This window comes from Aedoeadaptatus coli, assembly GCF_900343085.1.
GTDB classification, from domain to species: Bacteria; Bacillota; Clostridia; order Tissierellales; family Peptoniphilaceae; genus Aedoeadaptatus; species Aedoeadaptatus coli.
This window is the reverse complement of the sequence record NZ_OPYI01000012.1, coordinates 1-25,843: the sequence shown is the minus strand read 5'-3', so window position 1 is coordinate 25,843 and position 25,843 is coordinate 1. Positions and strand designations below refer to the sequence as shown.

The 25,843-nt window shown below is 51.1% G+C and carries 17 protein-coding genes; 3 read left to right on the top strand and 14 right to left on the bottom strand.

What is annotated here, in order from left to right:
* Positions 1 to 34: 34 nt before the first annotated feature.
* The 11 genes from rplK to purF form a co-directional block, all read right to left on the bottom strand.
* A complete protein-coding gene (gene rplK / locus DG046_RS07355; protein WP_108831863.1) occupies positions 35 to 460 on the bottom strand; it encodes a 50S ribosomal protein L11 in 426 nt (141 codons plus the stop codon).
* A 58-nt stretch (positions 461 to 518) separates the two neighbouring features.
* A complete protein-coding gene (gene nusG / locus DG046_RS07350; RefSeq protein WP_108831862.1) occupies positions 519 to 1,076 on the bottom strand; it encodes a transcription termination/antitermination protein NusG in 558 nt (185 codons plus the stop codon).
* A 19-nt stretch (positions 1,077 to 1,095) separates the two neighbouring features.
* Positions 1,096 to 1,317, bottom strand: a complete 222-nt coding sequence (gene secE, locus DG046_RS07345; protein ID WP_108831861.1) for a preprotein translocase subunit SecE — start codon at positions 1,315 to 1,317, stop codon at positions 1,096 to 1,098.
* A gap of 11 nt (positions 1,318 to 1,328) precedes the next feature.
* Complete coding sequence (gene rpmG, locus DG046_RS07340; RefSeq protein WP_108831860.1) at positions 1,329 to 1,478, bottom strand: 50S ribosomal protein L33; 150 nt, start codon at positions 1,476 to 1,478, stop codon at positions 1,329 to 1,331.
* A 133-nt stretch (positions 1,479 to 1,611) separates the two neighbouring features.
* Complete coding sequence (locus DG046_RS07335; RefSeq protein WP_159082097.1) at positions 1,612 to 2,175, bottom strand: hemerythrin domain-containing protein; 564 nt, start codon at positions 2,173 to 2,175, stop codon at positions 1,612 to 1,614.
* Positions 2,162 to 3,712: an NAD(P)/FAD-dependent oxidoreductase gene (locus tag DG046_RS07330; protein ID WP_108831858.1), complete on the bottom strand. Its 1,551-nt coding sequence runs from the start codon at positions 3,710 to 3,712 to the stop codon at positions 2,162 to 2,164. The genes DG046_RS07335 and DG046_RS07330 overlap by 14 nt, the downstream gene beginning before the upstream one ends.
* Before the next feature lie 114 nt (positions 3,713 to 3,826).
* Positions 3,827 to 8,770 (bottom strand): phosphoribosylformylglycinamidine synthase, encoded by a 4,944-nt coding sequence (locus DG046_RS07325; protein ID WP_108831857.1) that lies wholly within the window; start codon positions 8,768 to 8,770, stop codon positions 3,827 to 3,829.
* 9 nt (positions 8,771 to 8,779) lie between these two features.
* Positions 8,780 to 10,306, bottom strand: a complete 1,527-nt coding sequence (purH, locus tag DG046_RS07320) for a bifunctional phosphoribosylaminoimidazolecarboxamide formyltransferase/IMP cyclohydrolase (protein ID WP_108831856.1) — start codon at positions 10,304 to 10,306, stop codon at positions 8,780 to 8,782.
* The gene (purN, locus tag DG046_RS07315; protein WP_108831855.1) at positions 10,303 to 10,857 is read right to left on the bottom strand and encodes a phosphoribosylglycinamide formyltransferase; all 555 of its coding nucleotides are present in this window, start codon (positions 10,855 to 10,857) and stop codon (positions 10,303 to 10,305) included. Before purN ends, purH begins: the two co-directional genes overlap by 4 nt.
* The gene (gene purM / locus DG046_RS07310) at positions 10,854 to 11,888 is read right to left on the bottom strand and encodes a phosphoribosylformylglycinamidine cyclo-ligase (RefSeq protein ID WP_108831854.1); all 1,035 of its coding nucleotides are present in this window, start codon (positions 11,886 to 11,888) and stop codon (positions 10,854 to 10,856) included. Before purM ends, purN begins: the two co-directional genes overlap by 4 nt.
* Positions 11,889 to 11,896: 8 nt before the next feature.
* Positions 11,897 to 13,243, bottom strand: a complete 1,347-nt coding sequence (purF, locus tag DG046_RS07305; RefSeq protein WP_108831853.1) for an amidophosphoribosyltransferase — start codon at positions 13,241 to 13,243, stop codon at positions 11,897 to 11,899.
* Positions 13,244 to 13,665: 422 nt separating this feature from the next.
* On the opposite strand from purF, the gene DG046_RS07300 reads away from it, so the two are divergent.
* From DG046_RS07300 to DG046_RS07290, 3 genes are all read left to right on the top strand, one after another.
* Positions 13,666 to 14,490, top strand: a complete 825-nt coding sequence (locus DG046_RS07300; protein ID WP_108831852.1) for a patatin-like phospholipase family protein — start codon at positions 13,666 to 13,668, stop codon at positions 14,488 to 14,490.
* 416 nt (positions 14,491 to 14,906) lie between these two features.
* Positions 14,907 to 15,164 (top strand): AbrB/MazE/SpoVT family DNA-binding domain-containing protein, encoded by a 258-nt coding sequence (locus tag DG046_RS07295; RefSeq protein ID WP_199909596.1) that lies wholly within the window; start codon positions 14,907 to 14,909, stop codon positions 15,162 to 15,164.
* Entirely contained in the window at positions 15,161 to 16,291 is a 1,131-nt protein-coding gene (locus tag DG046_RS07290) for an alpha/beta hydrolase (RefSeq protein WP_108831851.1), read from the top strand. Before DG046_RS07295 ends, DG046_RS07290 begins: the two co-directional genes overlap by 4 nt.
* A 133-nt stretch (positions 16,292 to 16,424) precedes the next feature.
* Here DG046_RS07290 and DG046_RS07285 read toward each other — a convergent pair whose 3' ends face one another.
* The 3 genes from DG046_RS07285 to DG046_RS07275 all read right to left on the bottom strand — a co-directional run bounded on the left by DG046_RS07285 (position 16,425) and on the right by DG046_RS07275 (position 25,292).
* Entirely contained in the window at positions 16,425 to 17,054 is a 630-nt protein-coding gene (locus DG046_RS07285) for a hypothetical protein (protein ID WP_108831850.1), read from the bottom strand.
* Between the two features lie 65 nt (positions 17,055 to 17,119).
* On the bottom strand, positions 17,120 to 18,445 hold the full coding sequence (mgtE, locus tag DG046_RS07280) for a magnesium transporter (RefSeq protein ID WP_108831849.1): 1,326 nt from the start codon (positions 18,443 to 18,445) through the stop codon (positions 17,120 to 17,122).
* Between the two features lie 160 nt (positions 18,446 to 18,605).
* Entirely contained in the window at positions 18,606 to 25,292 is a 6,687-nt protein-coding gene (locus DG046_RS07275) for a S8 family serine peptidase (RefSeq protein WP_108831848.1), read from the bottom strand.
* Between the last annotated feature and the right edge of the window lie 551 nt (positions 25,293 to 25,843).

Genomic DNA, 25,843 nt, shown 5'->3' with positions numbered 1-25,843 from the left:
TCCTTGTGGTTCAAACGAAATGGAATTTCTCCCACTAACCTTCTACTTCGACGCCCATGCTGCGTGCCGTACCGGCGATCATGCGCATGGCCGCTTCGACATCGGCTGCGTTTAAGTCGGGCATTTTCGTTTCGGCGATTTGGCGGCATTGATCTTTGGTGATCTTGGCCACTTTGTTCTTGTTGGGTTCGCCGCTTGCCTTGTCGATGCCTGCCGCTTTTTTAATTAAGACGGCTGCCGGCGGGGTCTTGGTAATAAAGGTAAAGGAACGATCTTGGTAGACGGTCATGACAACCGGAATGATCATACCGGCTTGGTCTTGCGTCTTGGCGTTAAATGCTTTGGTAAATTCCATAATGTTAACGCCGTGGGGCCCGAGGGCGGTACCGACCGGCGGTGCCGGCGTTGCCTTGCCTGCGGGGATTTGTAATTTAACGATTGCTATGACTTTCTTTGCCATAGTACACCTCCTAATGTGGTTTTGCGGGGTTTCCCTCCCACTCTTAATGTGCTTACGTTTATGCCTCGGTTAATTGGTTGACATCCAATTCTACCAATGTGTCGCGGCCGAACATGGAAATGGTGACTTTCACCTTGCGATTTTCCTCGTCCAGCTCTTTGACAATGCCGACGAAATCTTCGAAGGGTCCCGTCAGAACTTTGACGCGATCGCCCACGGCATAGGTATCTGACAGGGCTTCTTTTTTCGTCACGCCTAAGTGCTTGACTTCTTCGTCGGACAGGGGAATGGGTTTGCTCCCCGGGCCGACAAAGCCGGTAACGCCTCTGGTATTTCTGACGACGTACCAGGATTTATCGTTCATGATCATTTTTACCAGGACGTAGGAAGGGAACATTTTGCGTTCCTTTAATTTCTTTACGCCGTCTTTTTCTTCGACGTAATCTTCCATGGGAACCTGGACATCAAAGATCATGTCGCCGAGATCCTGATTTTTCACCATGGATTCCATATTGTCTTTGACTTTGTTTTCGTGGCCGGAATAGGTATGGATCACATACCAATGGGCTTCTTCCTGAGAGTTTTCACCCTGGGTGCGATTTAAATCATCTGTCAATTGAAATCCTCCATACCTCTTACAGGCCGAAAATCAGGCCCATAATGTGGCTAAAGACAAAGTCAACGGCGTAAAGAAACAGGGCGGTGACGATGCTTACGAAAATAACGATTAAGCTATATTGGAATAATTGTTTTTTCGTCGGCCATACGACCCGTTTAAATTCCCTTTTGACACCGCGAAAATATTTCGTCAAGGATTGTTTTTCCTCAACTTTCGGCGTAGTGGATTTTTGCGCCATCGTATCTCTCCTTACTTCGTCTCCTTGTGGACCGTATGAGTCTTGCAGAATTTGCAATACTTCTTGATTTCCATACGTTCAGGCGTATTTTTCTTGTTCTTGTACGTGACATAGTTTCTTTGCTTGCACTCTGTGCATTCTAATGTGACGCGATCTGCCATCACACACCTCCTCTGACTAAATTAATGGAAATAAACTCAATAAAAAAGGGGCTTGTATCAAGCCGCTTTTTCCGGTTTTCCGGATTTGGTTTACGGAGTAATCCTATCAAATATCCGGCTTCCTGTCAATTGTTTAGGCCTTTTTATTTTCCAAAAGCCCTTCCCAACGGTCCAGTTCCTTCAGGTAGTTTTCCCTGCGCGCCGCGTGTTCGGTTTCAAATGCTTTCGTCTCCCGATCCACGGCCTCTAAACGCTCGGCGCTTAAATTTCTTTCGGCAAAGGGATAGACCACGGCGTTTTCACGCTCGGCGTGGGCCTCGAGCAAAAAGGCGTAGTTGTACATGAGCCCGAAGACATCAAGTAAATGTTCTTCCGTTGGATCAGCTTCCCACACTTGCCGCGCCTCGTCTAAATTTCTCACGATGTTTCGCGCCTGATCGTGTTCGACAAACATGCCTTGGCGCACGATATATTCCGCCACATCGCCTAAATCCGACAGCATATAGCGAAAGAGAATGTCCTCTTCTTTTCCGTGGTGATGAGCGTCGGAGTAATTGCGAATAAATTCGATCATGGGAAGCACTTCATCTTGAAACAAAACCTCCCCTTCCAATGCCTTGACTAAATAGCGGCGAATGATCCCGGTAAAGCGCAGGATCTGTTCGTGTTCGTTCATGAGTACATCAATTCCGTACATGGTCTTTCTCCTTTTCGATGATTTTTTCCGCCACGCGCATGCCGTCCATGGCGGAGGAGACGATGCCCCCGGCATAGCCCGCCCCTTCCCCTGAGGGGTAGAGGTTTTCGTGGCTTATGGATTCCAATGTCGTCGCATCCCTCGTGATGCGCACCGGCGAGGAGGAGCGTGTCTCCGGCGCCGTGAGCATTGCCTTTTCGATAAGGGCCGGGAAGCGGCGGCCCATGTCTTTAAGTCCTTCCGTCAAGGCGCGGTCCAGTTCCTCGGGATAAATTTCGTGCAGATTCGCCTCGAAGGTTCCGGGCTTGTAGGTCGGCGTAACGGCCGCCGTTTCCTCGCCGTAAAGGTAGCTGCTCGCGCTTTCAACCGGCGCCTTGTAGCTCTTTGTCATGGCGAAGACCTTCTGCTCGATTTCGCGCTGAAATTCCACGCCGGCGAGGACGCCTTCGCCGTAGGTGGTGTGATCCACGGTGACGAGGACGGCGGCGTTGGCATTTTCCCCGTCGCGAGCCTTGTAGCTCATGCCGTTGGTGACCACGCCGCCTGCTTCCGATGCGGCGGCCACCACTTTGCCACCGGGGCACATGCAGAAGGTGTAGACGCCCTTCTCTTCCACCTTGGCGGTGAGGCTGTAATCGGCGGCGGGGAGAAAGCGGCACATGTCCCCGTACTGGCTTTCATTAATGGCGGCCTGTGGCTCTTCGATGCGAAAGCCCACGGCGAAGGGCTTCTGCTCCATAAAAACGCCTTTTTCGTAAAGCATAGTAAAGCTGTCCCGGGCCGAGTGGCCGAGAGTCAGCACCAGGTATTTGGCGCGAAAATCCCCGCTGTTTGTCGTGAGAAGATAGCCCTCTTCATCTTTTGTAATGGATTTTAACGCCGTGCGGAAGTGAATCTCCGCCCCCATGTCCTCCAGTTCTTTTCTTAAAAGAACTAAAACCTTTCTCAAGGCATCGGTGCCTACGTGAGGCTTCTTCTTGTAGAGAATGCTCTCGTCCTCCGCCAGACGACTGAACAACTCCAGCACCGTGCGACCACGGGGATCTTTGGAGCGGCTGGTGAGTTTGCCGTCGGAGAAAGTGCCGGCGCCTCCTTCGCCGAACTGCACATTGCTCTCGGGATCCAGCTCGCCGGTTTCCCAAAAGGCCTCTACTTTTTTCACGCGATCTTCCACGGCGTCGCCTCGCTCGATCAAGATCGGCGCCATGCCCCGCTTGGCCAGCACCCAGGCGCAGAAGAGCCCGGCCGGTCCCGCGCCGACGACGACGGGCCGCTCCGCCGTTTCGATGGGCGTTAAATCGTAGGGCTTTTCTTTCACGGGAAGGATCTGTTTGTTTTTGCGCACTTTTTTGTCCGTGCTTATGTCCACGGCGGCGGTGAAGCGCATGGTGCGCCCTTTCCGTGCGTCGATGGATTCCCGGTGGCGGTGCCAGGTGTAGTCGCCTGCCTTTAATCCGGTGATTTTTTCGATTTCGGCCTCGTAGGCCTCGGGTTTCGAGTCGATGGACCGATGTAAATTGTTGATTCGATAGTTCATAGGCTCAATTATCCTTTGTCTTTTTCAAAAGGTCAAGTTCAGTATACGTCTTTTCCCGGGAAAATTCCGTAACTTATGTAACGAAAAAGCCTCCCCGCAGGAAGGCCTTTCGACTTATTTATTTTTCTTTCCCAAAATGTAGTCCACGCCCGCTTGAATCACCGGCATGATCTTCATATTCGGAATGTTTTTAAAGAGATTGTCTTCGACCCGTTCGATGTGGCCCATCTTTCCTAAGATGTGGCCGTCGGGGCTGATAAGCCCTTCGATGTTGAATTCGCTGCCGTTGGGATTATCCACATAGGTGAAGGCCACTTGATTGTTTTCGACCAGTGCCTTCGCCTGTTCTTCGGAAAGAACCAGTCGACCTTCCCCGTGACTGATGGGCACGGCGTATTCGTCGCCGGGATTCAGGTACATGAGCCAGGGCGAATCGTTGGTCATGACTTGGGTGGTGACCATGCGGGCCACGTGGCGGGAATTGTCGTTGAAGGTCAAGGTGGGGGATGCGGCTTCTTGCACTCGGGCTTCGCCGTAGGGCAGGTAGCCGGATTTAATCAATGCTTGGAAGCCGTTGCAAATGCCGAGCACCAGGCCTTGCTTTTCCTTCACCAGGTGATCCACGGCGGATTTCACCTCGTCGGTGCGAAGAATATTGGCGATGAATTTCGCCGAGCCGTCCGGTTCGTCGCTGAAGCTGAAGCCGCCGGGAATGGCGAAGATGTCCGCTTCTTTAATCTTTTCGGCGAGTTCAGAGATGCTCTTCACCGTTTCTTCCGCCGTTTGATTCTTGAAGATAAAGACTTCCGCTTCGGCGCCGGCCTTGGTGAACACGTCTTTCGTGTCGTATTCGCTGTTGGTTCCCGGGAAGCAGGCGATGAGCACGCGACAGCTGTCTTTTACGGCGATGTTTTCCCCGCGGGTGCTTGCCGATTGTACCGTGGCCAAAGCTTTCTTTTGATCGTGGATTTCCGGCGGGAAGACTTTGTCCAGTCCCGTCATGTAGGCGTTTTTAATTGCTTCTTCGTCGAGCTTTTCGCCGTTTACCACATAGCCGGATTCTGTCAGACTGCCCACGGCTTCTACGCCGTCGAAGGCATCTTTGTATTCCACGATGATGTCGCCGTAGCGGGCGTTGTAAAGGTCGTCTAATTCGACGTCGAAGCCGAGGTCGTTGCCGAGGGCCGAGATAATCATCCCCGGCAAGGTGCCCTTGTGGGTAATGGCGGCGGCGGAAAGAATATTCCCGGAAGCCATTTCTTTTTTCAGCACCTTGGCCGATGCCTTAAAGGCGTCGATATCGATTCTGCCGTCGCCTAAGCGTTTTGCTTCCACGATGCCCAGCTTGTTCCCTGCCGCCGTGAAGGCATTGCCGATGACATCTTTCGCCGCCATGGGGGCGATGGCAAAGGAGACCAAGGTGGGCGGAACGTCTTTGTCGCGGAAGGTGCCACTCATGGAGTCTTTTCCGCCGATGGGAGGAATTTCAAAATCCATGCAGGCGTCGAAGGCGCCTAAGAGGGCCTTCAAGGGCTTTTGCCAACGGCTTTCGTCTTCCGCGAGTTTTTCGAAATACTCTTGGAAGGTGAAGTACATATCTTCGATTTCCGCGCCGGTGGCCACGAGTTTTGCCACGGATTCAACCACGGCGTAGTAGGCGCCCAGGTATTGATTTTCCGAAAGAAATTCGGGATTGCAGCCATAGCTCATGACGCTGGCCGTTTGGCTCTTCTTCCCTTCCACGGGGATCAGACCCGCCATGGCTTGGGTGGGGGTGAGCTGCATCTTGCCGCCTAAAGGCATAAGCACCGTGCCGCGGCCGACGCTGTTGTCGAATTTTTCGATTAAATTCTTTTGGCTCACCACATTTAAATCGCCCATGCGTTTCAAAATGTCTTCCGCCTTGTAATCGTCGTAGCGATTCAAATAGCCGCACGCAGGGTCTTTTTCCACCTTCACCTTTTGGCTGCGGTCCACACCGGCCGTGTCGATAAAGGCGCGGTCCAAATCCACGATGAGCGTGTCTTCGTAGTAGAGGCGCATGGCGGCTTCTTTTGTCACTTCCGCCACGACGGTCATTTCGAGGTTTTCTTCCCGACTCATTTCTTCTAAAAGGGGCAAATCTTCTTTTTCGATGACTACGGCCATGCGTTCTTGGGATTCGGAGATGGCGATTTCTTTCGGCTTGAGGCCCGTGTATTTCAAGGGCACTTTTTCCAATTGCACGCGGATTCCCGGAGCCAATTCGCCGATGGCCACGGAGACGCCGCCGGCGCCGAAGTCGTTGCAGCGCTTAATGCGGGAGGCGATTTCCGGGCGGCGGAACAGGCGCAGGAGTTTGCGCTCTTGCGGGGCATTGCCCTTTTGCACTTCCGCACCGGCCGTGGCCAGGGAGGCCGCCGTGTGTTTCTTGCTGCTTCCCGTGGCGCCGCCGATGCCGTCGCGGCCCGTGCGACCGCCCATTAATAGGATCAAATCCCCGGGCTTCGGTTCGCCCCGCCAGACATTGCTTTCCGGAGCGGCACCGACTACGGCGCCCACTTCCATACGCTTGGCCATGTAGCCGTCGTGGTAAAGTTCTTCCACGAGGCCGGCGGGAATGCCGATTTGATTGCCGTAGGAGGCGTAGCCGTTGGCGGCTTCCGTGGTGATTTTCTTTTGAGGCAGCTTGCTTTCCCATGTGTCTTCAATGGGCATGGTGGGATCGCCGCTTCCCGTGAGGCGCATGGCCTGATAGACAAAGGCTCTGCCGGAGAGGGGATCGCGAATGCAGCCGCCCAAGCAGGTGGAAGCGCCGCCGTAGGGTTCGATTTCCGTCGGGTGGTTGTGGGTTTCGTTTTTAAACATGAGAAGATAGGGAATGGTTTCTTCATCGCCTGTGCGGAGATCTTCGGCCACGACGTTCACGCGAATGGAGCAGGCGTTGATTTCTTCCGACTCTTCCATATTTGTCTTTACGCCTTCGGCCTTTAAGTGTTTCGCCACCAAAGTGCCGAGGTCCATGAGGCTTACGGGCTTTTTGCGGTTTAATTCTTCACGCATCTTCATGTAGCGATCGTAGGCGGCGGTGATTTTTTCGTCTACGCCTTCGTCGAATTCGATTTCCAGGGCCGTGTTAAAGGTGGTGTGGCGGCAGTGGTCGGACCAATAGGTATCCAAAATCGCCAGTTCCGTTTCGTTAATGTCTCGGCCCACGTCTTTAAAGTGGTCTTGAATAAAGGCGAAGTCTTCGAAGCTCATGGCCAGATCCATGGCATCGAAGCGGCGCTTTAATTCCTCTTCGTTCCAGGCAATAAAGCCTTCGATCACGGCGTTGTCCGTATTCTTTTCCGACTCTTTTTTAATGGTGGTGGGCACGCCGAAGAGATTTCCGATCTTTTGATCCACCGGATTCACCAGGTGTTTCACGATGGCGGCGTAGTCCTCTTCGTCGATGTCGCCGATAAAGTCGTAGACCGTGGCGCAGGTGGCTTCCAGGTGAGTGTGACCGAAGATGGCCGTGGCCGTATCCAGGACGCCGGCTTGGCGCTGATCGTATTGACCCGGTTGGTATTCCACCACGAGGCCGTGATCCATTTCAGACTGAAGCTTGAAGGCGTCGGCATCGGCGAAAACCACATCGCTGGGCGCTTCGGAAAGCACTTCTTTTGTGAGGCGATCCACTTCCGCAGCCGTCAGGCCTTCCAAATCGTAGCGGGCGTAAATCTTCACGTCGTCCAGATGAATGCCCAGCTCTTCGTTTAATTGAGCGGCAAGGCCCTTGGCCGCATTGTCGAAGCCGGGCTTTCTGCCCACGTAGACGCGGCTGATCATGGGGCCGATGTCGCGGCGGATTTGTTTATGTTCGAATTGAATTTTTTCCGCGCCGGCATAGGCTGCGGCAATGGCTTCTTCGAAGGTATCGCCCACGGCGGTGACGGTGAGCACCCGTCCCCCGTCGGTGACGAGCTTGCCGTCTTCCATCTTCGTGCCGGCGTGGAAGACGGTGACACCTTTTAAGTCCTCGGGAATGGTGATTTCAACGCCCTTTTCCGAGGATTCGGGGTAGCCGCCGCTGGCCAAGGTCAGGGACACGACTTTCTTGTCGTTTTCTTTTACGGACACCTTGTCCAGTTCGCCCTTGGCCGTGGCCATCATAATGTCCAATAGATCGCCGTCGAGGCGTTCCAAGACCGATTGGGTTTCCGGATCGCCGAAGCGGCAATTGTATTCGAGAATTTCCGGGCCGGCGTCGGTAATCATAATGCCCATGAAAATCAGGCCGCGGAAATCCATGCCGTCTTTTTTCAAGCCCTCCATAAAGGGGCGCACCAATTTTTCGTCGATGGCATCCAACAGGGGCAAGGCTTCCACATTGGGAGCGTAGCTGCCCATGCCGCCGGTGTTCGGTCCCCGGCCGCCTTCGTAAATAGATTTGTGGTCCTTGGCCGTTGAAAGGGGCACGATGGTTTTGCCGTCGCAGAAGGCGAGAAGGCTCATTTCAAAACCTACCAAAAATTCTTCCACGACGACGCGGTCCGTATGGAAGCGGTCTTTTTCATAGACGTCGATCAAAAAGGCCTCGATCTCCGCTTCCGAATAGGCGATTGCCACGCCTTTTCCCGCGGCCAGGCCGTCGGCTTTTAAGACGCAGACGCCTTTATCCGCGAGAAGGTTCATGGCCGCTTGGCGCACCGTATCGGGATCCGTGGATTCGGAATAGGCCGCCGTGGGAATGTTGTGGCGCACACAAAATTCCTTCGTAAAGAGCTTGGAGCCTTCCAGCTGAGCCGCTTCTTTTCGCGGGCCGAAAATCGTAAGGCCCGCATCTTCAAAATCATCGACGATGCCGTCGACTAAAGGCGCTTCAGGGCCGACGACGGTTAAGTCCACGGCCATGTCTTTGGCGAATTTCAACAGGCTTTGAATGTCGTCAGCGGAAATGGCGATGTTTTCGCCTACATCTTCCGTGCCGCCGTTGCCCGGTGCAAAGTAAATTTTTTCTACCTCTTTGTTTTTGGCGATGGCATGGCCGATTGCGTGCTCGCGACCGCCGCCGCCGACAATTAATACCTTCACAATGCCTCCTTAATGTTTAAAGTGACGGACGCCCGTAAATACCATGGACAGTCCTTTTTCGTTACATGCCTTAATGGAATCCTCGTCGCGAATGGAGCCGCCCGGTTGAATAATGGCGCTCACGCCTTTTTCCGCTGCCGCCGTGACGCAGTCGTCGAAGGGGAAGAAGGCGTCGCTGGCCATGACGGTGCCTGTGAAATCGCGATCGGGATTGTGGTTAAAGATATTTTCAAGGGCCCAGATGCGGCTGGTTTCGCCGCCGCCGACGCCTAAGGTCATGCCGTCTTTAATGAGGACCACGGCGTTGGAGCGCACGTATTTTACCACCTTCATGCCGAAGAGGAGGTCCCGCTTTTCAGCTTCCGTGGGCGCCTTGTCCGTGACCACTTTGTAGTCTTCCGCCGCGTCGAGATCCGTATCTTGAACCAAGACCTTGCCGCTTGCGAAACGCATTTCTTTTTTCATGGCACCGGCAGCGTAGTTCACTTGAATGACCCGCAGGTTTTTCTTTTGTTTGAAGACTTCCAGGGCCTCGTCGGTAAAGTCTTTTGCCGCGACCACTTCCAGGAAGATCTTCACCATTTCTTCGGCGCAGGCCTTGTCTACCGTGGTGTTTAAGGCTACGATGCCACCGAAAATGGAGAGGCTGTCGGCTTCAAACATCTTCTTGTACGCGTCCACATCGGTTTCGCCTAAGGCCACGCCGCAGGGGGTGGCGTGTTTCAAGCCCACGCAGATGATGCCGTCTTTTTCTTCGTCGAATTCCCCGGCGAGGCTGACCGCCGTGTTAAAGTCGTTGTAATTATTGTAGGAAAGTTCCTTGCCTTGGAACTGTTTCAAGTGGCTGAAATAGCTGTTCACCATGGGATCGGAATAGACCGCGGCCTTTTGATGGGGATTTTCCCCGTAGCGCAGATCCGCATCTTTCTTCAGGCCGATGGTTAAGAGATCGTCCTCTTCCCCGGTGACTTCCTTGAAGTAGCGGGCGATCATAGAATCGTAGTAGGCGGTTTTGCTGAAGGCCTTCATGGCGAGCTTCCGGCGGAAGGCGAGGTCGTCTTTTCCTTCTTTTAATACGTCGAGCACGTCGTCGTAATCGGAGGGATCGGTGACGATAAGCACGTCTTTGTGATTTTTCGCCGCGGAACGCACCATGGAGGGGCCGCCGATGTCGATGTTTTCGATCATGTCGGCTTCGGATTTATGTTGCTTGTAGCTTTCTTCAAAGGCGTAGAGATTGACGCAGACCAAGTCGATGGCGCCGATGCCGTGTTCCTTCACCGTGTCCACGTGGCTCTTTTCGTGGCGTTTAAATAAAATGCCGCCGTGTACTTTCGGGTGCAGGGTCTTTACCCGGCCGTCCAGCATTTCGGGAAAGTCCGTGTAGGCATCAATGGGGGTGACCTCCACGCCGCCTTCTTTAATGGCTCTCAGGGTGCCGCCGGTGGACAACAGTGTGAAGCCCAGGTCCACCAGGCCCTTGGCGAAGCTCACAATATTTGTCTTGTCCGTAACGGACAGCAGTGCGTATTTCATAGTATGCCCTCCTCGCAAAATCGAATGGCTGTTTTAAGTAATTGATGCTCCAAGACGAGCACCGTTTTTTGAATGGCTTCCGGCGACGTTAATTTCTCGATGTCCACGGAAGATTGAAGCAGGATGGCGCCGCCGTCGACGGTTTCGGTGACGTAGTGCACCGTGGCGCCGCTTCTCTTTTCCCCGTGGGCAAAGACGGCCTCGTGGACGTGGAGGCCGTACATGCCCTTGCCGCCGTACTTCGGCAGAAGGGCCGGATGGATGTTGATGATGCGCCCGGCGTAGCGCGTCAAAAGATCCTTCCCGAGGATTTTTAAATAGCCGGCGAGGACGATAAAGTCGATGCCATTGGCTTCCAAGACGGCCATGAGGTCGCCGTCTTCTTCAACGAAGGTGGCCTTCCCCGCCTCCTTCGCCCGCACGAGGCCGTAGGCGTCGCGGCGATTGGAGACGACCAGGGCGATTTCCGATTTGAAAAATCCCTCCGCCTCGGCATCTAAGAGGGACTGCAAATTGGTCCCGGATCCGGAAATAAATACGGCGATTTTCATTTCAGTACGGTTTTGCCTTCGCCCGCGGTGATTTCGCCGATCACCGTGGCTTTTTCGTCGGTCTTTTCATTTAAATAGGCCAGGGCTTTTTCCGCCTCGTCCTTGCCCACGATGATTACCATGCCGATGCCCATATTAAAGGAGCGATAGAGCTCTTCTTCGGCGATGGCGCCGGTGTTTTCGATAAAGGTAAAGAGATCGCCCTTATCCCAGCTGCCCTTTTCGATGGTGCAGTTTAAATCGTCAGACAGAATGCGGGGGATGTTTTCGATGAATCCGCCGCCGGTAATGTTGGAGACGCCCTTCACTTCCACCTCGTCCATCAGGCCCAAGACGGGCTTCACATAGAGGCGGGTGGGGCGAAGAAGCACCTCGCCCACCGTGCCGTCAAGGCCTTCCGCGGTGCTGTCGATGTCCAATTTCAAGTGATCGAAGAACAGCTTCCGCGCCAGGCTGTAGCCGTTGGAATGAAGGCCGCTGGATGCGAGGCCGATGACCACGTCCCCTTCTTTTACTTTGCTGCCGTCGATGATTTTGTTTTTATCGCAAAGACCCACGGCAAAGCCGGCGAGATCGTATTCGTCTTCCGCATACATGCCGGGCATTTCCGCCGTTTCGCCGCCGATGAGAGCGCAGCCCGATTGGCGGCAGCCTTCGGCCACGCCTTCCACGATCTTTTGCATCTTTTCGGCGGACACATGACCCGTGGCCACGTAATCCAAAAAGAACAGGGGCTTCGCGCCTTGGCAGATCAAATCGTTTACGCTCATGGCCACGAGGTCGATGCCCACGGTGTCGTGGATGTCCATCATTTGTGCCACCATGAGCTTCGTGCCCACGCCGTCCGTGGCGCCTAAAAGCACGGGGTGTTCCATGTCCTTGGCGGCGGAAAGGTCGTAGCCGCCACTGAACAGACCGATGTCACCTAATACATTCTTGTCGTAGGTGGATGCGACGGCTTTTTTCATGAGTTCGACGGCGCGATTGCCTTCGGTAATGTCGACGCCGGCGTCTTTGTACGATAAAGTCATAATGCCTCCTAAATAACCGTGGGGTCTACCGGGTAGTCCCCGTTAAAACAAGCGATGCAGTAATTGTCGATGCTCTTCTTTCCGGCGCGGGCCAAGCCGTCCATGGAGATAAAGGCCAGGGAATCGGCGCCGATGTTTTCTTCGATTTCCTTAATGCTTTGATTGGCAGCGATTAAATGTTTTCTGTTCGGCGTGTCGATGCCGTAGTAGCAGGAATATTTTACCGGCGGCGAGGTGATGCGCATGTGTACTTCCTTGGCACCGGCCTCCCGCAGGCGGTGGATCAAATTGCGGCTCGTCGTGCCCCGCACGATGGAGTCGTCCAACAAGACGATGGATTTTCCCTTTACCACGTCGCCTAAGGGATTGAGCTTGAGTTTTACCGCCATGTCCCGTTCCTTTTGGGTGGGCTTAATAAAGGTGCGGCCCATGTAGCGGTTCTTGACCAGGCCTTCGCCGTAGGGAATTTTTGCCGCTTGGGCGTAGCCGATGGCCGAGGGAATGCCGCTGTCCGGCACGGGAACGACCAAGTCCACATCACAGGGCGCTTCTTCCCACAAAATTTCGCCGCAGCGTCTTCTGAAAGTGTAGGCGTTAATGGCGTCCAAGGTGGCGTCGTTTCTCGCGAAATAGACGTATTCGAAAATGCAGTTTTTCGGCGTATCTTCCGATTCAAAGTGATCGGAATGGATGCCCGTTTCGTCGATGACGAGAATTTCCCCGGCGCCGATGTCTCGGGTCATTTGACCGCCAATAATTTCAATGGCGGCATTTTCACTGGCCACGATGACGTCGTCTTCGTCGCGACCTAAAACCAAGGGGCGGAAGCCGTTGGGATCTCTGAAGGCCACCACCTTGCCCTTGAGCAGGGCCGTGACGGAATAGGCGCCCTTAATGACGCTCATGGTCTTTTTAATGGCGGCCACAATGTCGCCGTCGTAGTAGCGGGTAATTAAGTACAAAATCACTTCCGTGTCGTTGGTGGTTTGGAACATCATCCCTTCTTCTTCCAACCGTTCACGAAGCACTTGGTAGTTGACCAAATTGCCGTCGTTGGCGATGGCGATGGTTTCCCCGCCGACAAAACCCATAATGGGCTGAATATTGTAATCGTGGGAACCTTCCGCCGTGGAATAGCGCACATGGCCGATGCCGATGTGTCCCGCCAGGTCCCGTAAGCTTTCTTCCGTGTAGGCGTCGATGACCAAACCCATGGCCCGTTTTCTCAAAATCTCTTCCCCATTGTCGATGGCCATACCCGTAGCTTCCTGTCCCCGGTGCTGCAGCGAATTCATGCCGTAAAAAAGACTGGTTGCTACATTCGATTTGCTATAAATTCCAATTACTCCACACATACTTTGTGTTTGATCCTTTCTATCTAACGATACCTTCTCTGTTCGTGCTACTTGATTGTTTTAAAAGGATACTTCTTCATCGGCTCCTCTCGAGGAGCCACGCACAAAACCTCCTAAAAGTGAAAAAAGAGATACGAGTGCCGTATCTCTTTAAATGCCTACACTAAGGCCGTGGAGTGATCGAATTTTTCGCGTAAAAAAGCAAGCTCGCGAAAAGCCAAGTGCTTTAAATGCAATTGAATGAAATCAAATCGGATCAACCCCACGCCCCCCTTTTTCAGAATTATTGTACCATATTTTTTTAGGCGGAACAATCGACCGGGAAAAAAACGGGACGTGTCGGGAAAATCCATCTTGTCAGTTTCGATCAATCGTGAAATAATGAAAACAAAACAAGAATTCGTCAACGAAAAGAGGGATACATGCTTGGAATTATTGATGTAGGCGGCGGCATGCGCGACGTGTTCGGCGCCGGCGTATTGGACTACTGTTTGGACCACCGCATTCAATTCGACTACTGCCTCGGCGTCTCCGCCGGTGCCAGCAATTTAATCGGCTACCTGGCACAGCAGCCGGGCCGCTCCAAAACCTTTTACACGGACTACGCCTTTCGCGACGACTACATGGGCGTGAAGCACTACAAGGAAACAGGGGATTTCATTAATCTGGATTACATCTACGGCACCCTTTCCAATCACGACGGGGAATACCCTCTGGATCTGGATCGGGTAATGGCCTCTTCCGCGCAATTTGTCGTCGTGGCCACCGATGCCTTCACAGGCGAGGCCACCTATTTTACAAAAGACGATTTGGCTCAAGACCGCTACGGCGCCATCGCCGCCTCGGCCTGCGTACCGGTGGTCAATCACCCCATGGCCTTTCAGGGCGGCTACTACGTGGACGGCGGCGTCTCCGATCCCATTCCCATGGAGAAGGCGCAAGCCGACGGCGTGACAAAGACGGTGGTCATCTTGACGCGGCCGAAGGATTACTTCAGGCGCTCGCGGCGGGATCTCTACTTCGTTCTGCGCCTTCGAAGGGAGTATCCCGCCCTGGCCCGGGCCCTTTCCAAGCGGGCCGAAACCTACAACCGTCAGCTGCGCCGCATTTTGGCCGACGACAATACCCTCGTCATCGCCCCCAAATCCACCCTTCACATGAAGACCTTGAAATTGGATCTGGAGAAAATGAACATTCTTTACGAAGAAGGCTACGAAAAAGGCGCCCGGATTTCCGAATGGATTTGATCTTATAGGCTCCGTCATGCGAGACAAGTGTGACGGCCGATAAAAACAGAAAAAATTTTTTCGTCAGAAGCTCTCTCTTTAATATTCATCAAAATAAAGCAGTCGGCTTCGTGTCGATAGTAAAGGCCGCTTTTCTTCGAGTCGCCAACACGCTCGTCTCATGACTTATCGCCATGATTACGATCCGGTTTAAAAAACGATGGGAAAAGATCGATCGAAGCCACCGTTAAGCTACATAAGTCCGAAATATACTTCGTCAGATTATGGCGAAGTATTTTTCTTGGAACTCAATACCCATCTCTTCATCTATGTCCCAATTCTTTAGATTCTTTCAGCCGTTTTATGCAAAGGAGAGGATGAACGTGGTATTATAAGTATGAAAAGTATGACATATTGCAGAAACGGAGAGGGCTTCTATGGAAACAAACAGTTCTAATCACACTCACTTGACCTACAAAGACAAAATCGAAAAAAACAAACAGGGACTTTATGCCTGGACGGCAAAAGTCGGCAGCAAAGGGCAGATTGTCATTCCTAAAGAGGCGAGAGATCTTTTTCATATTCAAAGTGGTGATACGGTTCTTCTTCTGGGTGATCAAACGCAGGGCATCGCACTGGTAAGCGGAGATCAAATGACCGCCATGCTTCATGCGATTAAGGGGAAAATACTATGACCTTTTTCAAAAGAATTGCGATTATTTTAACCGTGATCATCGTCCTGCTCGGTGTCTTTGCTTATCGCACACTCAGCTTTGACTACGGCAATGATCGATTTATGAAAAAGAAAGGTGAACGCTTAGGCTTTGAGGAAAAGGTATATAAGACGTCGGATGGCTATGAAATTTCATACATTGAAGGGCCTGACAACGGGGAACCTCTCTTGCTGATTCACGGTCAAATGGTCTCGAAAGAAGATTACGCCAACGTTCTTCCCGAATTGTCCAAGTACTTTCACATCTATGCAGTGGACTGTTATGGGCACGGCAAGTCGTCGAAGGTACCGGCAAAGTATAATATTACTTCAATTCGCGACGACCTTATTTCCTTCATGCACCAAGTCATTCGGAAAAAATCTTTTCTGACGGGACATTCCTCCGGCGCTTTAATTAGCGCGGCTATTGCGGCAAAGGATAAGGAACAGGTGAAGGGACTTCTTCTCGAAGACGGCCCCTTTTTCTCAACGGAACCGGGGCGAGCGAAAAAAACTTTCTCCTATCTTGAATTTAAAATGATTCACGATTTTCTTTCCCGGAATATGGAGAAAAACTACACGGCGTATTACCTTGACCACACCTATATGAAAGAATTCTTCAACAAGGACGGAAAAGATCATTGGAGCGCCCTCGTAAAAGATCCTTTTACAAAACGTATGAAGAATAACGCGGCCAGGATGCCTATCGTCTGGTATTATCCACCTGAAATCGGCTTGAACGGATTGGTCTTTATGACGAGAAATATGCAAGACGGGACGGGAGATTACGATTTGCGCTTCGGCAACGCGTTTTACGATTTTTCCTGGTTTAAAGACTTCAATCAAAAAGAAGCGCTCAGGCAAATTACATGCCCTACGATTATTCTCCACGTCGCACCTCCCAAGGAGACCGCGCCGAGCTATTACGACTATAACGACATCCTCCTTTCCGCTATGGACGAAAAAGACGCCGATGAAGTACACGCTCTAATTAAGAATAGTGTATTGAAATCCGGGTATCCGTCGAGTCACGATATTCATGCGGACTTGCCTAAGCAGTTTATTGAAGCCATGACGGAAATGAGGCTAATGAATAAGCAGAAAATTTAATCACAACATTCAATTTTCTTTAATATCTTTCATCCCTTTTCCTGACCTGTTTCATAAATCAACCCCCCGGCGCGCAGCCGGGGGTTTTCTAATGCAAAAGGCATCAAGCGAAGGAAATAAACTGAAAGCCTTATTATTCGGGATCCAAAGGCGATTCCAACTCTTCGTTTTCGAAAAAACTCGAGCCGTCATCCACATTGCCTTGGAATGCGCCGAAGGTGGAGATGTAGTTTTCTCCGTCGATCGTGTAATGGACTTCCACCTGTAGGTATTCCAGAAAGTCTTTTTCGTATTGGCGGCCGTAGCGCTTGGTGGTGTAGCTGTAGCCCAAGTCCCCTTCATCTTTTAGTACGTCGGTGATGATCCGCGTCTTCTCGGGATCGTCGTAATGGGAGGCGTGGGCGATGATTTTAATGCTTATCTTTTCAGGCTTTACGGGCTTTTCATTTTTCTCGAATTGGAAAAAGATCCGGGGCTTCTTGTTTAATTTGATACAGGGGATATCCCCTTCGATCTTTCCGCCGATTGTATCCCGCACCTTCGCCAATTGATTTTCCGTTAAAGCCAAATAGTCTTTTTCTTTAAAGGTGCGGATGATGGGCTTGCGCTCGTCCCACGCCACGACGACGTCCATGCGCACGCCGTCCACGGTTTCGTTGCGCCGAAAATCCGGCGTCGGCGAGAAGGCATAAGACAAAAAGGCCGCAAAAGCCACCCCCGCTGCAAAGAGAATCCCCAAGGCGATCAAAATTTTCTTTCTCATACCATACCTCCTTTCCCTTTATTTACCCTTTTCCCGCAATAAAGAACCGGCCCGAGGCCGGCGTTTTACAGATTGATTAAGTGGGTGGCCACTTCGAAGTAAATTAAAAGAGCGAAGGTGTCCACCAAGGTCGTAATAATGGGCCCGGCCATGACCGTCGGGTCCACGTGGATTTTCTCCGCGATCAAAGGCAGCATGCCCCCGACCATTTTCGATAACATGACGGTGATTAAAAGGGTCAGAGAGACGGTGAGCTTCACAGGCAGCGTCTCCGGTCCTAAAAGAGTCATGCGGATAAAGTTTACGATCACCAGAATGATACCCGTAATAAAGCCGACGCGCACCTCTTTCCACATGACCTGAAGGGTGTCGGAAAATCCGATGTCGCCGGTGTAGAGGAAGCGAATCACCGTGGTGGAGGATTGGCTCCCCGCGTTTCCCCCGCTGTCCATGAGCATGGGAATGTAGGCGGTAAGGGCCACACTGGCCGCCAAAAGGGATTCATAGCGCTGAATGATAAAGCCCGTCATGGTGGCGGTGATCAAACAGATGATGAGCCAGGTGGTGCGATCTTTTGCGATGGCGAAGATGGAGCGATCCAAATAGACGTCGTCGGAAGATTCTTGAATCCCGTGAATGTTCGACAAGTCTTCTTCGTACTCTTCGTGCATAATATCGACGGCATCTTCCAAAGGAACCGTCCCGATGAGGCGCCCTTCGGAGTCGGTGACGGGAATCTCCGACAAGTCGTAGCGGTAGGCGAGCTTTGCGACAATTTCCTGGTCGTCCGTGGCCTGAACCGTGCGAGGTAGGGGCCGGAGCATCTCTTCCACCGGCTGATCCATGTAGCGCAACACGTCGGCCAAAAACACGTAGCCCAAAAGAATCAAAGAATCGTCGGTGATCCAAATTTGCTCCAGCTTGTCCCCGTCCAAATTGGACGTCATAACCCGCTGATAAATATGTTCCATGCCCGCGGAGGCCTTGGCGGAGACAAACTCCACAGTCATAATGGCGCCGACGCTGTCTTCCGGATAGCCTAATAATTTATTGACGATCACCCGACGGTCGCCGGTGACGAATTCATCCATGAGCCTGCGCACCATGTTGGCGGGCAACTCTTGCAAGGTATCCACCAGCTCGTCCTCGTCGAGCTCCTGAATCAGGGTTCGTATGGCATCGTCGGTGTAGCTGTCGATTAATTGACGCTTCGTTTCCCTGTCCAATTCCGCGAAAGTATCCGCCGCCTTGTCCTTATCCAAAAGCTTCAGCCACAAGGCCACGGATACGGGATCCATGTCCTGCAAACGATCCGCCAAATCCACCGGATCCATTTGATTGATTTCCACTTTCAGAGACTTAATTGCGTCCACATCGTAATTACGCGTCATATCGTCCCCCCTTTTCTAAAGAAAAAGGATCGAGCGCACTCAATCCTTTTTCTTTGTTTCCAATGAATAGCCAAATTATATCATAGGCCGTGGAAAGAAGATAGTTTTCACATATTTGTACAAAAAAGACAGACCGGTCTTTCCGATCTGTCTTTTGATTTTAGTGGCCGAATTGATAGATGACTTTTGCCAGTTGCGCGCGGGTGAAGTTTCCTTTCGGAGCGAAAGTTTTGTCTTCGTTTCCTTGTAGGATTTCGTAGCGGCTCATGTGCATTACCGCTTCTTGTGCCCACGAGGGAATGGTATCGAAGTCGGTGTATTGCGGCACTTGTTCTGTTTCTTTCAATTGAATTTTTAGGGTGTTGGTGTATCGATAGAGGATGGTCGCCATTTCGGCGCGATCCAGTGTTTTGTTCGGTGCAAAGCGATTGTCGCCTACGCCCAGGACGATTTTGTTTTCTGCCGCCCACGCGATGTAGGGGGCGGTGAAGTCGCCTGCGTCCACGTCTTTGTATGGCGCAAATTGGTATTTGCTTGTGTCCACATTGGCGTAGCGTGCCAGGACGGTGACAAATTGTGCCCGTGTAACTGGGAGATCGGGCATGAAGGCGATGTCGCCCGCAATGTTGTTGAAGTAGCCTTTTGCCAAGGCATCTCGTATAACGGTTTCCGCCCAGTGGCCGGTGAAATCGTCTTTAATTTGCGATGCTTTGTTTCCATCGGCAGGATCTTGGGAAGCGGATCCGCGGTTCGGTGTAGAGGGGTACCAATTATGACTCGATCCGCCACTGCCGGGCTTGGTGCCGGGGTTGGGCTTGGTGCCGGGATCGGGCTTAGTTCCGGGATTGGGATTGGTGCCGGGATTGGGTTCCGTTCCGGGATCGGGCTTTGTTCCCGGATCGGGTTTCGTTCCCGGATCAGGATTGATTACTGTTTCTTTCCATTGCGCCGTAATGGTCATGGGGTCGTCAATGGTGACTTGTTCATTGGGTTGCTTCAGTTTGCCCGATACGAGCCAGCCGGCAAATTCCTTTCCTGCCGGTGCTTTAAAGCCGTTTTCCGGCAAGATAATGCTAGAGCCTTTTTCTACATCCTTGGATTGTGCCGTACCTTGTCCGCCTGCTCCTTCGAAGTTTACAGTTATTTTTTCTTTAGGTTTGGCGTTTTTGAATACGGCGGTAATGTCGAGATTTTTTGTTGCGTTAAGGACTTCGCCCGGTTGACGTAAACCTTTAAGGTCTTCCTTTTCCGCCGAAGGTGCACTGCCCTGTGTTCTCGATACGCCATCCATAAAGGCGTTGGCTTCTTCTACGCGCCATCCTGCAAAGACTTTGCCTTTCGGCGCCGTCAAAGTGCATTCCGGTAAGGCGAAATCTTCCCCTTGGGCGACTTTAATGGACTTCATCGCGCCTTCGCCTTCGCCACCATGGAATTGAACGGTGACCTTTGCGTTTGTTTTTTCGTTAAGTTTGTCTTTATCGGGATCGAAGGATACGATTTTCACCGTCGTATTCCGCGCGTAGTCTTTTGCCACGACTTTGATTTCATAAGGAGCGTAGCCGTATTCATCTAAGTTCGTGCCGGCGATATAAGATTTGCCGTTAATGAAGATCTTCTTTTCTTGGATTTTTCCTTCTTTTCCATTGGTACGCTTATCCGTTACGTTCACGTAAAGTTTTTTGTCGTTGCCATAGGGGATGGCCTGTGCATTGTCTTTGGCTTCTTTTGTAATGGTAACCGCCGGTTTTACATCGTCTAAATAGAGATGGTATTGGGTGGTGAGGGCACGTTGAATGATGTTGCCTTCGCTGTCTTTAATGTCGCCGGGCATGCCGTTTCCGGAGTAATCTTTTGCCGCCCAGTCCATGCGGTCTCCGTCTTCGAAGGGGATTTTTACTTCAAAGGGTCGGCTGTTGTCGCTCTTTAGATCGCCGTAGATCAAGTATTCGTCGACAATGCTTTCGTTAATACGCAGGTGCCAGTTAAAGCCGCCTTTATCGCCGACGACGCCTTTCATTACCAAGGGGCTCTTGCGAACGTAAAGTTTGCTGTCGGCGGTGGGGTTAAAGAAGTTTTTATCCATATCCAATTGCACAGCTTCTTTGTCGAAGTATACGCATTTGCCTTTTTCGGAAATGAGATTTTTCTCATTCAGTTCCACCTTGCCGTCCTTTGTAATCGCGTTGCCCTTGTCATCTAAGGCGATTTTGTAAACCTTGTAGTTTATGTGGTTAAAGCCTTGGAGAATATTGAAGCGGACATTTTCGTCTTTTCCAAAGTCCTCGCCCTGTTCGCAACGGGATGCGTCGCAGTAATACACGTCGGAGCTTAAGGGCTTTAAGCCGTTTTTGCCCGGGTTGAAGGATGTGATCTTTACGGCGTAGCCTTTGTAGATCTTCAACGCTTCCCGCATTTTAAAGACGGTGTTGCCGTTAACGTCTTTATCGGCTTGTACTTTGCCGTTTAAATCGCCGTTATCGAGTTCTTCGATATCGCCGACCTGGGATTCGACGGGATGGAATACTTTCTCGTCTTTTTTCTTCGTTTTGGGCATTCTAAAGAAAATGGGTTTGCTGTCGCCCTGTTGATCGACGACGAAGAGTTTAATATCCCGTTCGTAGTTGGTTCCCTTATCGTTATTGACGTCGTCTTTGTTGCCGTAGAAATCGAAGGAAAGGGTATTGTTTTTGTCATTGTAATCGAAGGTCATGACTTCGGCCCGTTTGCCGGTTTTTATCATGGTCGCCGATTGATAGTAAAGCTTCGCCTTCTTCGATACATTTTTCAAGGTGCCGGATACGCGGAAGCCGCCGTCTGCATCGGGTGTGATTTTGCCGACATAGCCCTTTGCCTTTAAATCCTCCATGGTTTCCTTGGTGTATTCCATCTTCGTTCCGTCTTCATAGAAGAGGGGATTGCCGTCGGCATCGAGTTCTCCATAGAAATTGCCGTAATCGGTATAGGGCTTTTCTTCGCCGCTAATAAAATCGTATTTATTATAGGTCTTGGGTTTCGGCATGCTTCGTAAATCGGCAGCTTCTAATTGTCCTGTAGTGGAATGTTTTTCATTCAAGACGATTTCAGGTTTGCCCTCAATCTTTTTATCGTTCTCTTGTTTTTCTTCTTCCGGTTTATTTTCAAGGGGCGCGGCGGTTTTAAGTTTGCTGCCGTCGATGACGTACTTATCATCTGCCTTGTAGCCGTCTTCGTCCTCGTTCGCCTTTGCGTTTACTTCATATTTCAGCTTGCCGCCGGTAAGGCTTTGATCGAATTTCACGCGGAAGGTATCGGAGAAGTTGGTGGCGCCGTCAAGTGCCGCCAGTTCCAAGGTCTTGCCTTGAAGATCGCTGTTGGCGCCTTTAATGACGTAGTGTGTTTCGCCGGTATTGGCATCGTAGCCTTTGTTGAGAACTTTTAAGTTCGGCTCTTTGATTAAATCGCCGTAGTCATCGACAAAGGATGCGCCAAGGAACCAAAGTTTGTTGGAAACTTCTTTAAAGGCCTCGGGATGTTGTTTTTGATCGTAATTAAACCACGTCTTCGATTTGTCCGGGTTTTGGTGATAGGTGTCCTTCGCCACGACCTTAATTTCGTCGGGATTGGAACAATCCACGGAAAGAATCTTCGGCGCCGTATTGTCGACCTTTACGGGAACATAGGACACTTGATAGGGGTAATCCGGCGTGAGACGGTATTGGAATTTGTAGTAATATTGTCCTTCCGCCAAGGGTGTCAGACCCGGTTCGATGTAGTTTCCATCGAGTTGCAGTTCTTTCGGCGAGTATACTTTGCCGTCCCATTGCATTTCGGGGAATACTTTCATCTTGGATTTTTTCAATCCCTTTGCCGTGTTGCTCTTACAGTTTAAAATGCCCTTTACAAATTGTTGTACGGAAAGCACTTTAAGGTTCCGTTGGCCCGCTTCTTCCTGTTGGTTGACAATGGCCACTTTCGCGTCGTAGGCGGAACGTAAAATAAGGGGCGTCGGCGTCACCATTTTATCGGTGGTGTAGCCGTCGACTATTTTACTGTCGCCGGTGGTTTTTTGCGTAAAGTCCATGCTGTTATTCAAGGAGAAGAAAGCGGGGTCTTGTTCAAAGTTCGGGTTGCCGTCTTCGGTGTTTTGAATGACGCCTGCCGGGTTAAAGAGGTCGATGCCGTGTTCACCGCCGCGTCCGCGGTTCATGGTGCCGGGGCGTTTTAAGTTGCCTTCGTCGTCGTAGCCGACGATGCCCTTGGATTTAGAGCCCTCTTCCCAAGCCCATTTGTCGATAATGGTTTCTTTGTTCCAGTCCCCTGCAAAGCCCATAACCGGCATAGATAGGGAAGGTTGTGCGTTTTCGTTTTTACCGTCGGCTGCTTCTTTCGATTCAAAACTCAAGAAGCTTTCCACAAATTGATTGTTCGCCTTGCCCGTTTCCATTTTTGCCGCTAAATTATAGCTGCTGTGCGCGGGGACGGTAATGGTTTCGGAACCAAGGCTTAAGCGGGCACCTTCTACTTTTTTCGGGTGAATTTCCGCTACGATCTTTTGTCCGTCTTGGCTCTTTTCGTCTTTGTATTCTTCGTCCAGTTTTTTCACCGGCGTTTCCCCGTCGGTGGTGACCGGGCTTGCGGACACATTAAATGTCAGGTCGCGGTCGGAAATGTTGCGAAGAGTAATGGTGAAATCTTTCGATCCGTCTTTAATTTCCCGCAAGGAAGCGGAACCGTAATCGTTGGATTGCCCGTCGCCGCCTTTGGCTTTTACGGACACGATGACGTTGTTCTTCAATGCTTTGTCAACGTCGATAATGCCTGCCCCTTGTTGACGAGGCGATGCAAACAGGGTTTGGTTCTTTTCATCTTTCGTCGTCGGGTCTTTCATGGGCCGCGCCGTATTTTGAAGCATAATCTTCGTCAAGGTTACGAGGTCGATGCCCGATCCTTTAATGAGAGGATCTTTTTCGATTTGTTTTAAGCGGGGACGAATCAATACAGTGGACGCGGAGACCACGGGAGTCGCCATGGAAGTACCGCTCATGTATTGATAGGTGCTTTCGCCGTTGATGACGTTAAGCGTAGAGTAAATGTTTTTACCGGGAGCGGAAACATCGGGTTTTAGAAGAAGGTCTGTACGGGGACCCCAGGATGTGGAACCTGCCGGCACTTCTTCGTCGCCCCATTTGATTTTATCGTTTAAAAATTCGACAGAGAGACGCTTTTCCTGTCCGACGGCGGGTTTGTGGGCGTCGAATGCCTTCATGTCGATGCGGTAATCGCCTTTTTTACTTTGCTTTTCATCGGCAGTCGTTTGTTTGCCGGTGATCATGTCCCAAAGATCCCTGCCGTCGTAACCGGAAAGGGAGAAGACTTGCACTTGTGTGCGTTCGTCTTGTTCGTAACCCATAGCAGGTACATTTTCCCAGTCGTCACGGTTGTAATAGTTCACGGTGTTGACGACGATAACGCCGACGGCGCCTTTGTTTTTAACTTTTTGGAAGGCGTATTTCATGTCGGTTGAGAAAATACGGTCCATGACGACGATTTTGCCTTTGACGTCTTTTCCGGCGATGTCTGCGTCTTGGCATTTGCCTAAGTAAATAAAGTCGTAATCTTTTTGGGTGAAGTGTTTTTTGTCGAAGAAAGCGCCGATTTGAGAATAGCGCATATCTTTTCCGCCAATCTTCACACCGTTAAATTCCACGACGGTGTTTCTCGACGATGCGACGGCGATGGCATCTTCGTGGGCCGCCGTACGGGTGACGTTCCCCGTGTCGGTCATGTTAAGGGCATTGTTGCTGTAGCGGTCCCACGAGGAATCCGACGCGGATGTGGCGTAGTTCCCCGTGGCGACGCAAACGGGAATATCGGCTTTCCTCAGGCCGCGAATGGCTTGCCAGTATTTTTCGCCTACGAGACCGGTTCCCGTAAAGCCCGATGAAATGGAAATAACGTCGGCGCCGTGGGTAATGCAGTCTTCAAAGGCGTGGAACATAGTTTCATCGCCGGCAAAGCCGTCGCTGGCATCGGAATACATCTTGTACGCCATTAACTGGGCGTTGGGAGCAATGCCGCGAATCCCGTTTTTAGCCTGAAGATCTTGATCCGTGGCGTTGGCGGCTAATATCCCGGAAATGTGCATGCCGTGGGGATCGTGATAATCGCTTCCGTCGTCATACATTTCCTTCGTAATCGTTCCGCCGCTTAAGTAGTTGAAGCTGCGAGGCACTTTCGGCGACAAGTAAAAGGGCTTGTCTTCGGGTTTTAAATTCTTTTCCTGGATTTTGGCGGCAGACAAGGCGTCGTTATCTAAACGCATATCCTTGTGCTTATAGTCCATCCCCGTGTCGATGTTGGCGATGAGCATGCCTCGGCCGTCGTAATGTTTTCCGATTTCGGGATTGGTCGCATTAATGGCCTTTAAGTAATCAGTGGCTTTATCCACTTTGACAACTTTCCGCGCATTTTCCATTAAAGGCTCGAGGGTTCCGCAACGCTCCACGCTCTTGACCCCCTGCAAGGTTCGGATAACTTCCGCCTGTTCGGGATAGGTCTCCACGGAAACCGCATTAAAAAGAATGTGATAATCGTATAGAATTTTCACATCTTTCATCTTTTTTAATTTTTCCTTCACCGAAGCACGCATCGCTTCTTGTGAAAACTCTACGATATAGGCGAATTTTTCGTTTTGCACTACCACATTTTTCTGTGACGCTTCAAAATTTTTTACAATGGCACTGGCTTGCGGCGCTTTATTATGTACCGTCGCCTTTTTGGTGACGTCAACAGCTGCTGCAAGCGCACTTTCAGCCGATGAAAAAATCATCGTCGCCGCCAAAAGCAAGCTAATCGTCTTCTTCTGCATCCAAAACCTCCTTCATTGGATCGCTAAACTATTCTTGGGAACGATAACCATTATCGCCCGATAGAGATTATAAGTTTCTAACTATTTCACGTCAAGAGACTTTTTACTTAATTGAAAACAAAGCATGTCTTTTCACCGAAAGCGAATCGTCATGCTCTATTTTTTCGCGCGAACGCTCTAACTGATAAAATAAATCGAAATTGTTTTATTCCTTTCCGGAAAATGAGTCGATCATTTTCTCTTCCCTGAAAATGAAAAATACCTTCTCAAGAATAAAGCGTAAAAAACGACCGATGCTTACTGTTCTCCATGAAGTTAGCAGGAAACTTTTCGACCGGTCCTCTTTTAATCCTTGCTTTTAGACCGAATACTTCGTTACTTCTTTTTATGGCAGGCAGGTTTTTTCCTCCCGATGCAAATCAGAACCACCGGCTTAGCCGGTGGTTTGTTTTGCCCCTATAAGGGGCTGTTACCGGCAGCACTTTCGTGCTCTGAATTTCTTCCTCTTGCAACAATTCCCCAGTTGGCGCTAAAGCGCCTATTCTCATACT

Coding starts and splice junctions, on each gene's coding strand:
- rplK (WP_108831863.1), bottom strand. CDS start 460: ATGGCAAAGAAAGTCATAGCAATCGTTAAATTACAAATCCCCGCAGGC.
- secE (WP_108831861.1), bottom strand. CDS start 1,317: ATGGCGCAAAAATCCACTACGCCGAAAGTTGAGGAAAAACAATCCTTG.
- rpmG (WP_108831860.1), bottom strand. CDS start 1,478: ATGGCAGATCGCGTCACATTAGAATGCACAGAGTGCAAGCAAAGAAAC.
- DG046_RS07335 (WP_159082097.1), bottom strand. CDS start 2,175: ATGTACGGAATTGATGTACTCATGAACGAACACGAACAGATCCTGCGC.
- DG046_RS07330 (WP_108831858.1), bottom strand. CDS start 3,712: ATGAACTATCGAATCAACAATTTACATCGGTCCATCGACTCGAAACCC.
- purH (WP_108831856.1), bottom strand. CDS start 10,306: ATGAAATACGCACTGCTGTCCGTTACGGACAAGACAAATATTGTGAGC.
- purN (WP_108831855.1), bottom strand. CDS start 10,857: ATGAAAATCGCCGTATTTATTTCCGGATCCGGGACCAATTTGCAGTCC.
- purM (WP_108831854.1), bottom strand. CDS start 11,888: ATGACTTTATCGTACAAAGACGCCGGCGTCGACATTACCGAAGGCAAT.
- purF (WP_108831853.1), bottom strand. CDS start 13,243: ATGTGTGGAGTAATTGGAATTTATAGCAAATCGAATGTAGCAACCAGT.
- DG046_RS07300 (WP_108831852.1), top strand. CDS start 13,666: ATGCTTGGAATTATTGATGTAGGCGGCGGCATGCGCGACGTGTTCGGC.
- DG046_RS07295 (WP_199909596.1), top strand. CDS start 14,907: ATGGAAACAAACAGTTCTAATCACACTCACTTGACCTACAAAGACAAA.
- DG046_RS07290 (WP_108831851.1), top strand. CDS start 15,161: ATGACCTTTTTCAAAAGAATTGCGATTATTTTAACCGTGATCATCGTC.
- DG046_RS07285 (WP_108831850.1), bottom strand. CDS start 17,054: ATGAGAAAGAAAATTTTGATCGCCTTGGGGATTCTCTTTGCAGCGGGG.
- mgtE (WP_108831849.1), bottom strand. CDS start 18,445: ATGACGCGTAATTACGATGTGGACGCAATTAAGTCTCTGAAAGTGGAA.
- DG046_RS07275 (WP_108831848.1), bottom strand. CDS start 25,292: ATGCAGAAGAAGACGATTAGCTTGCTTTTGGCGGCGACGATGATTTTT.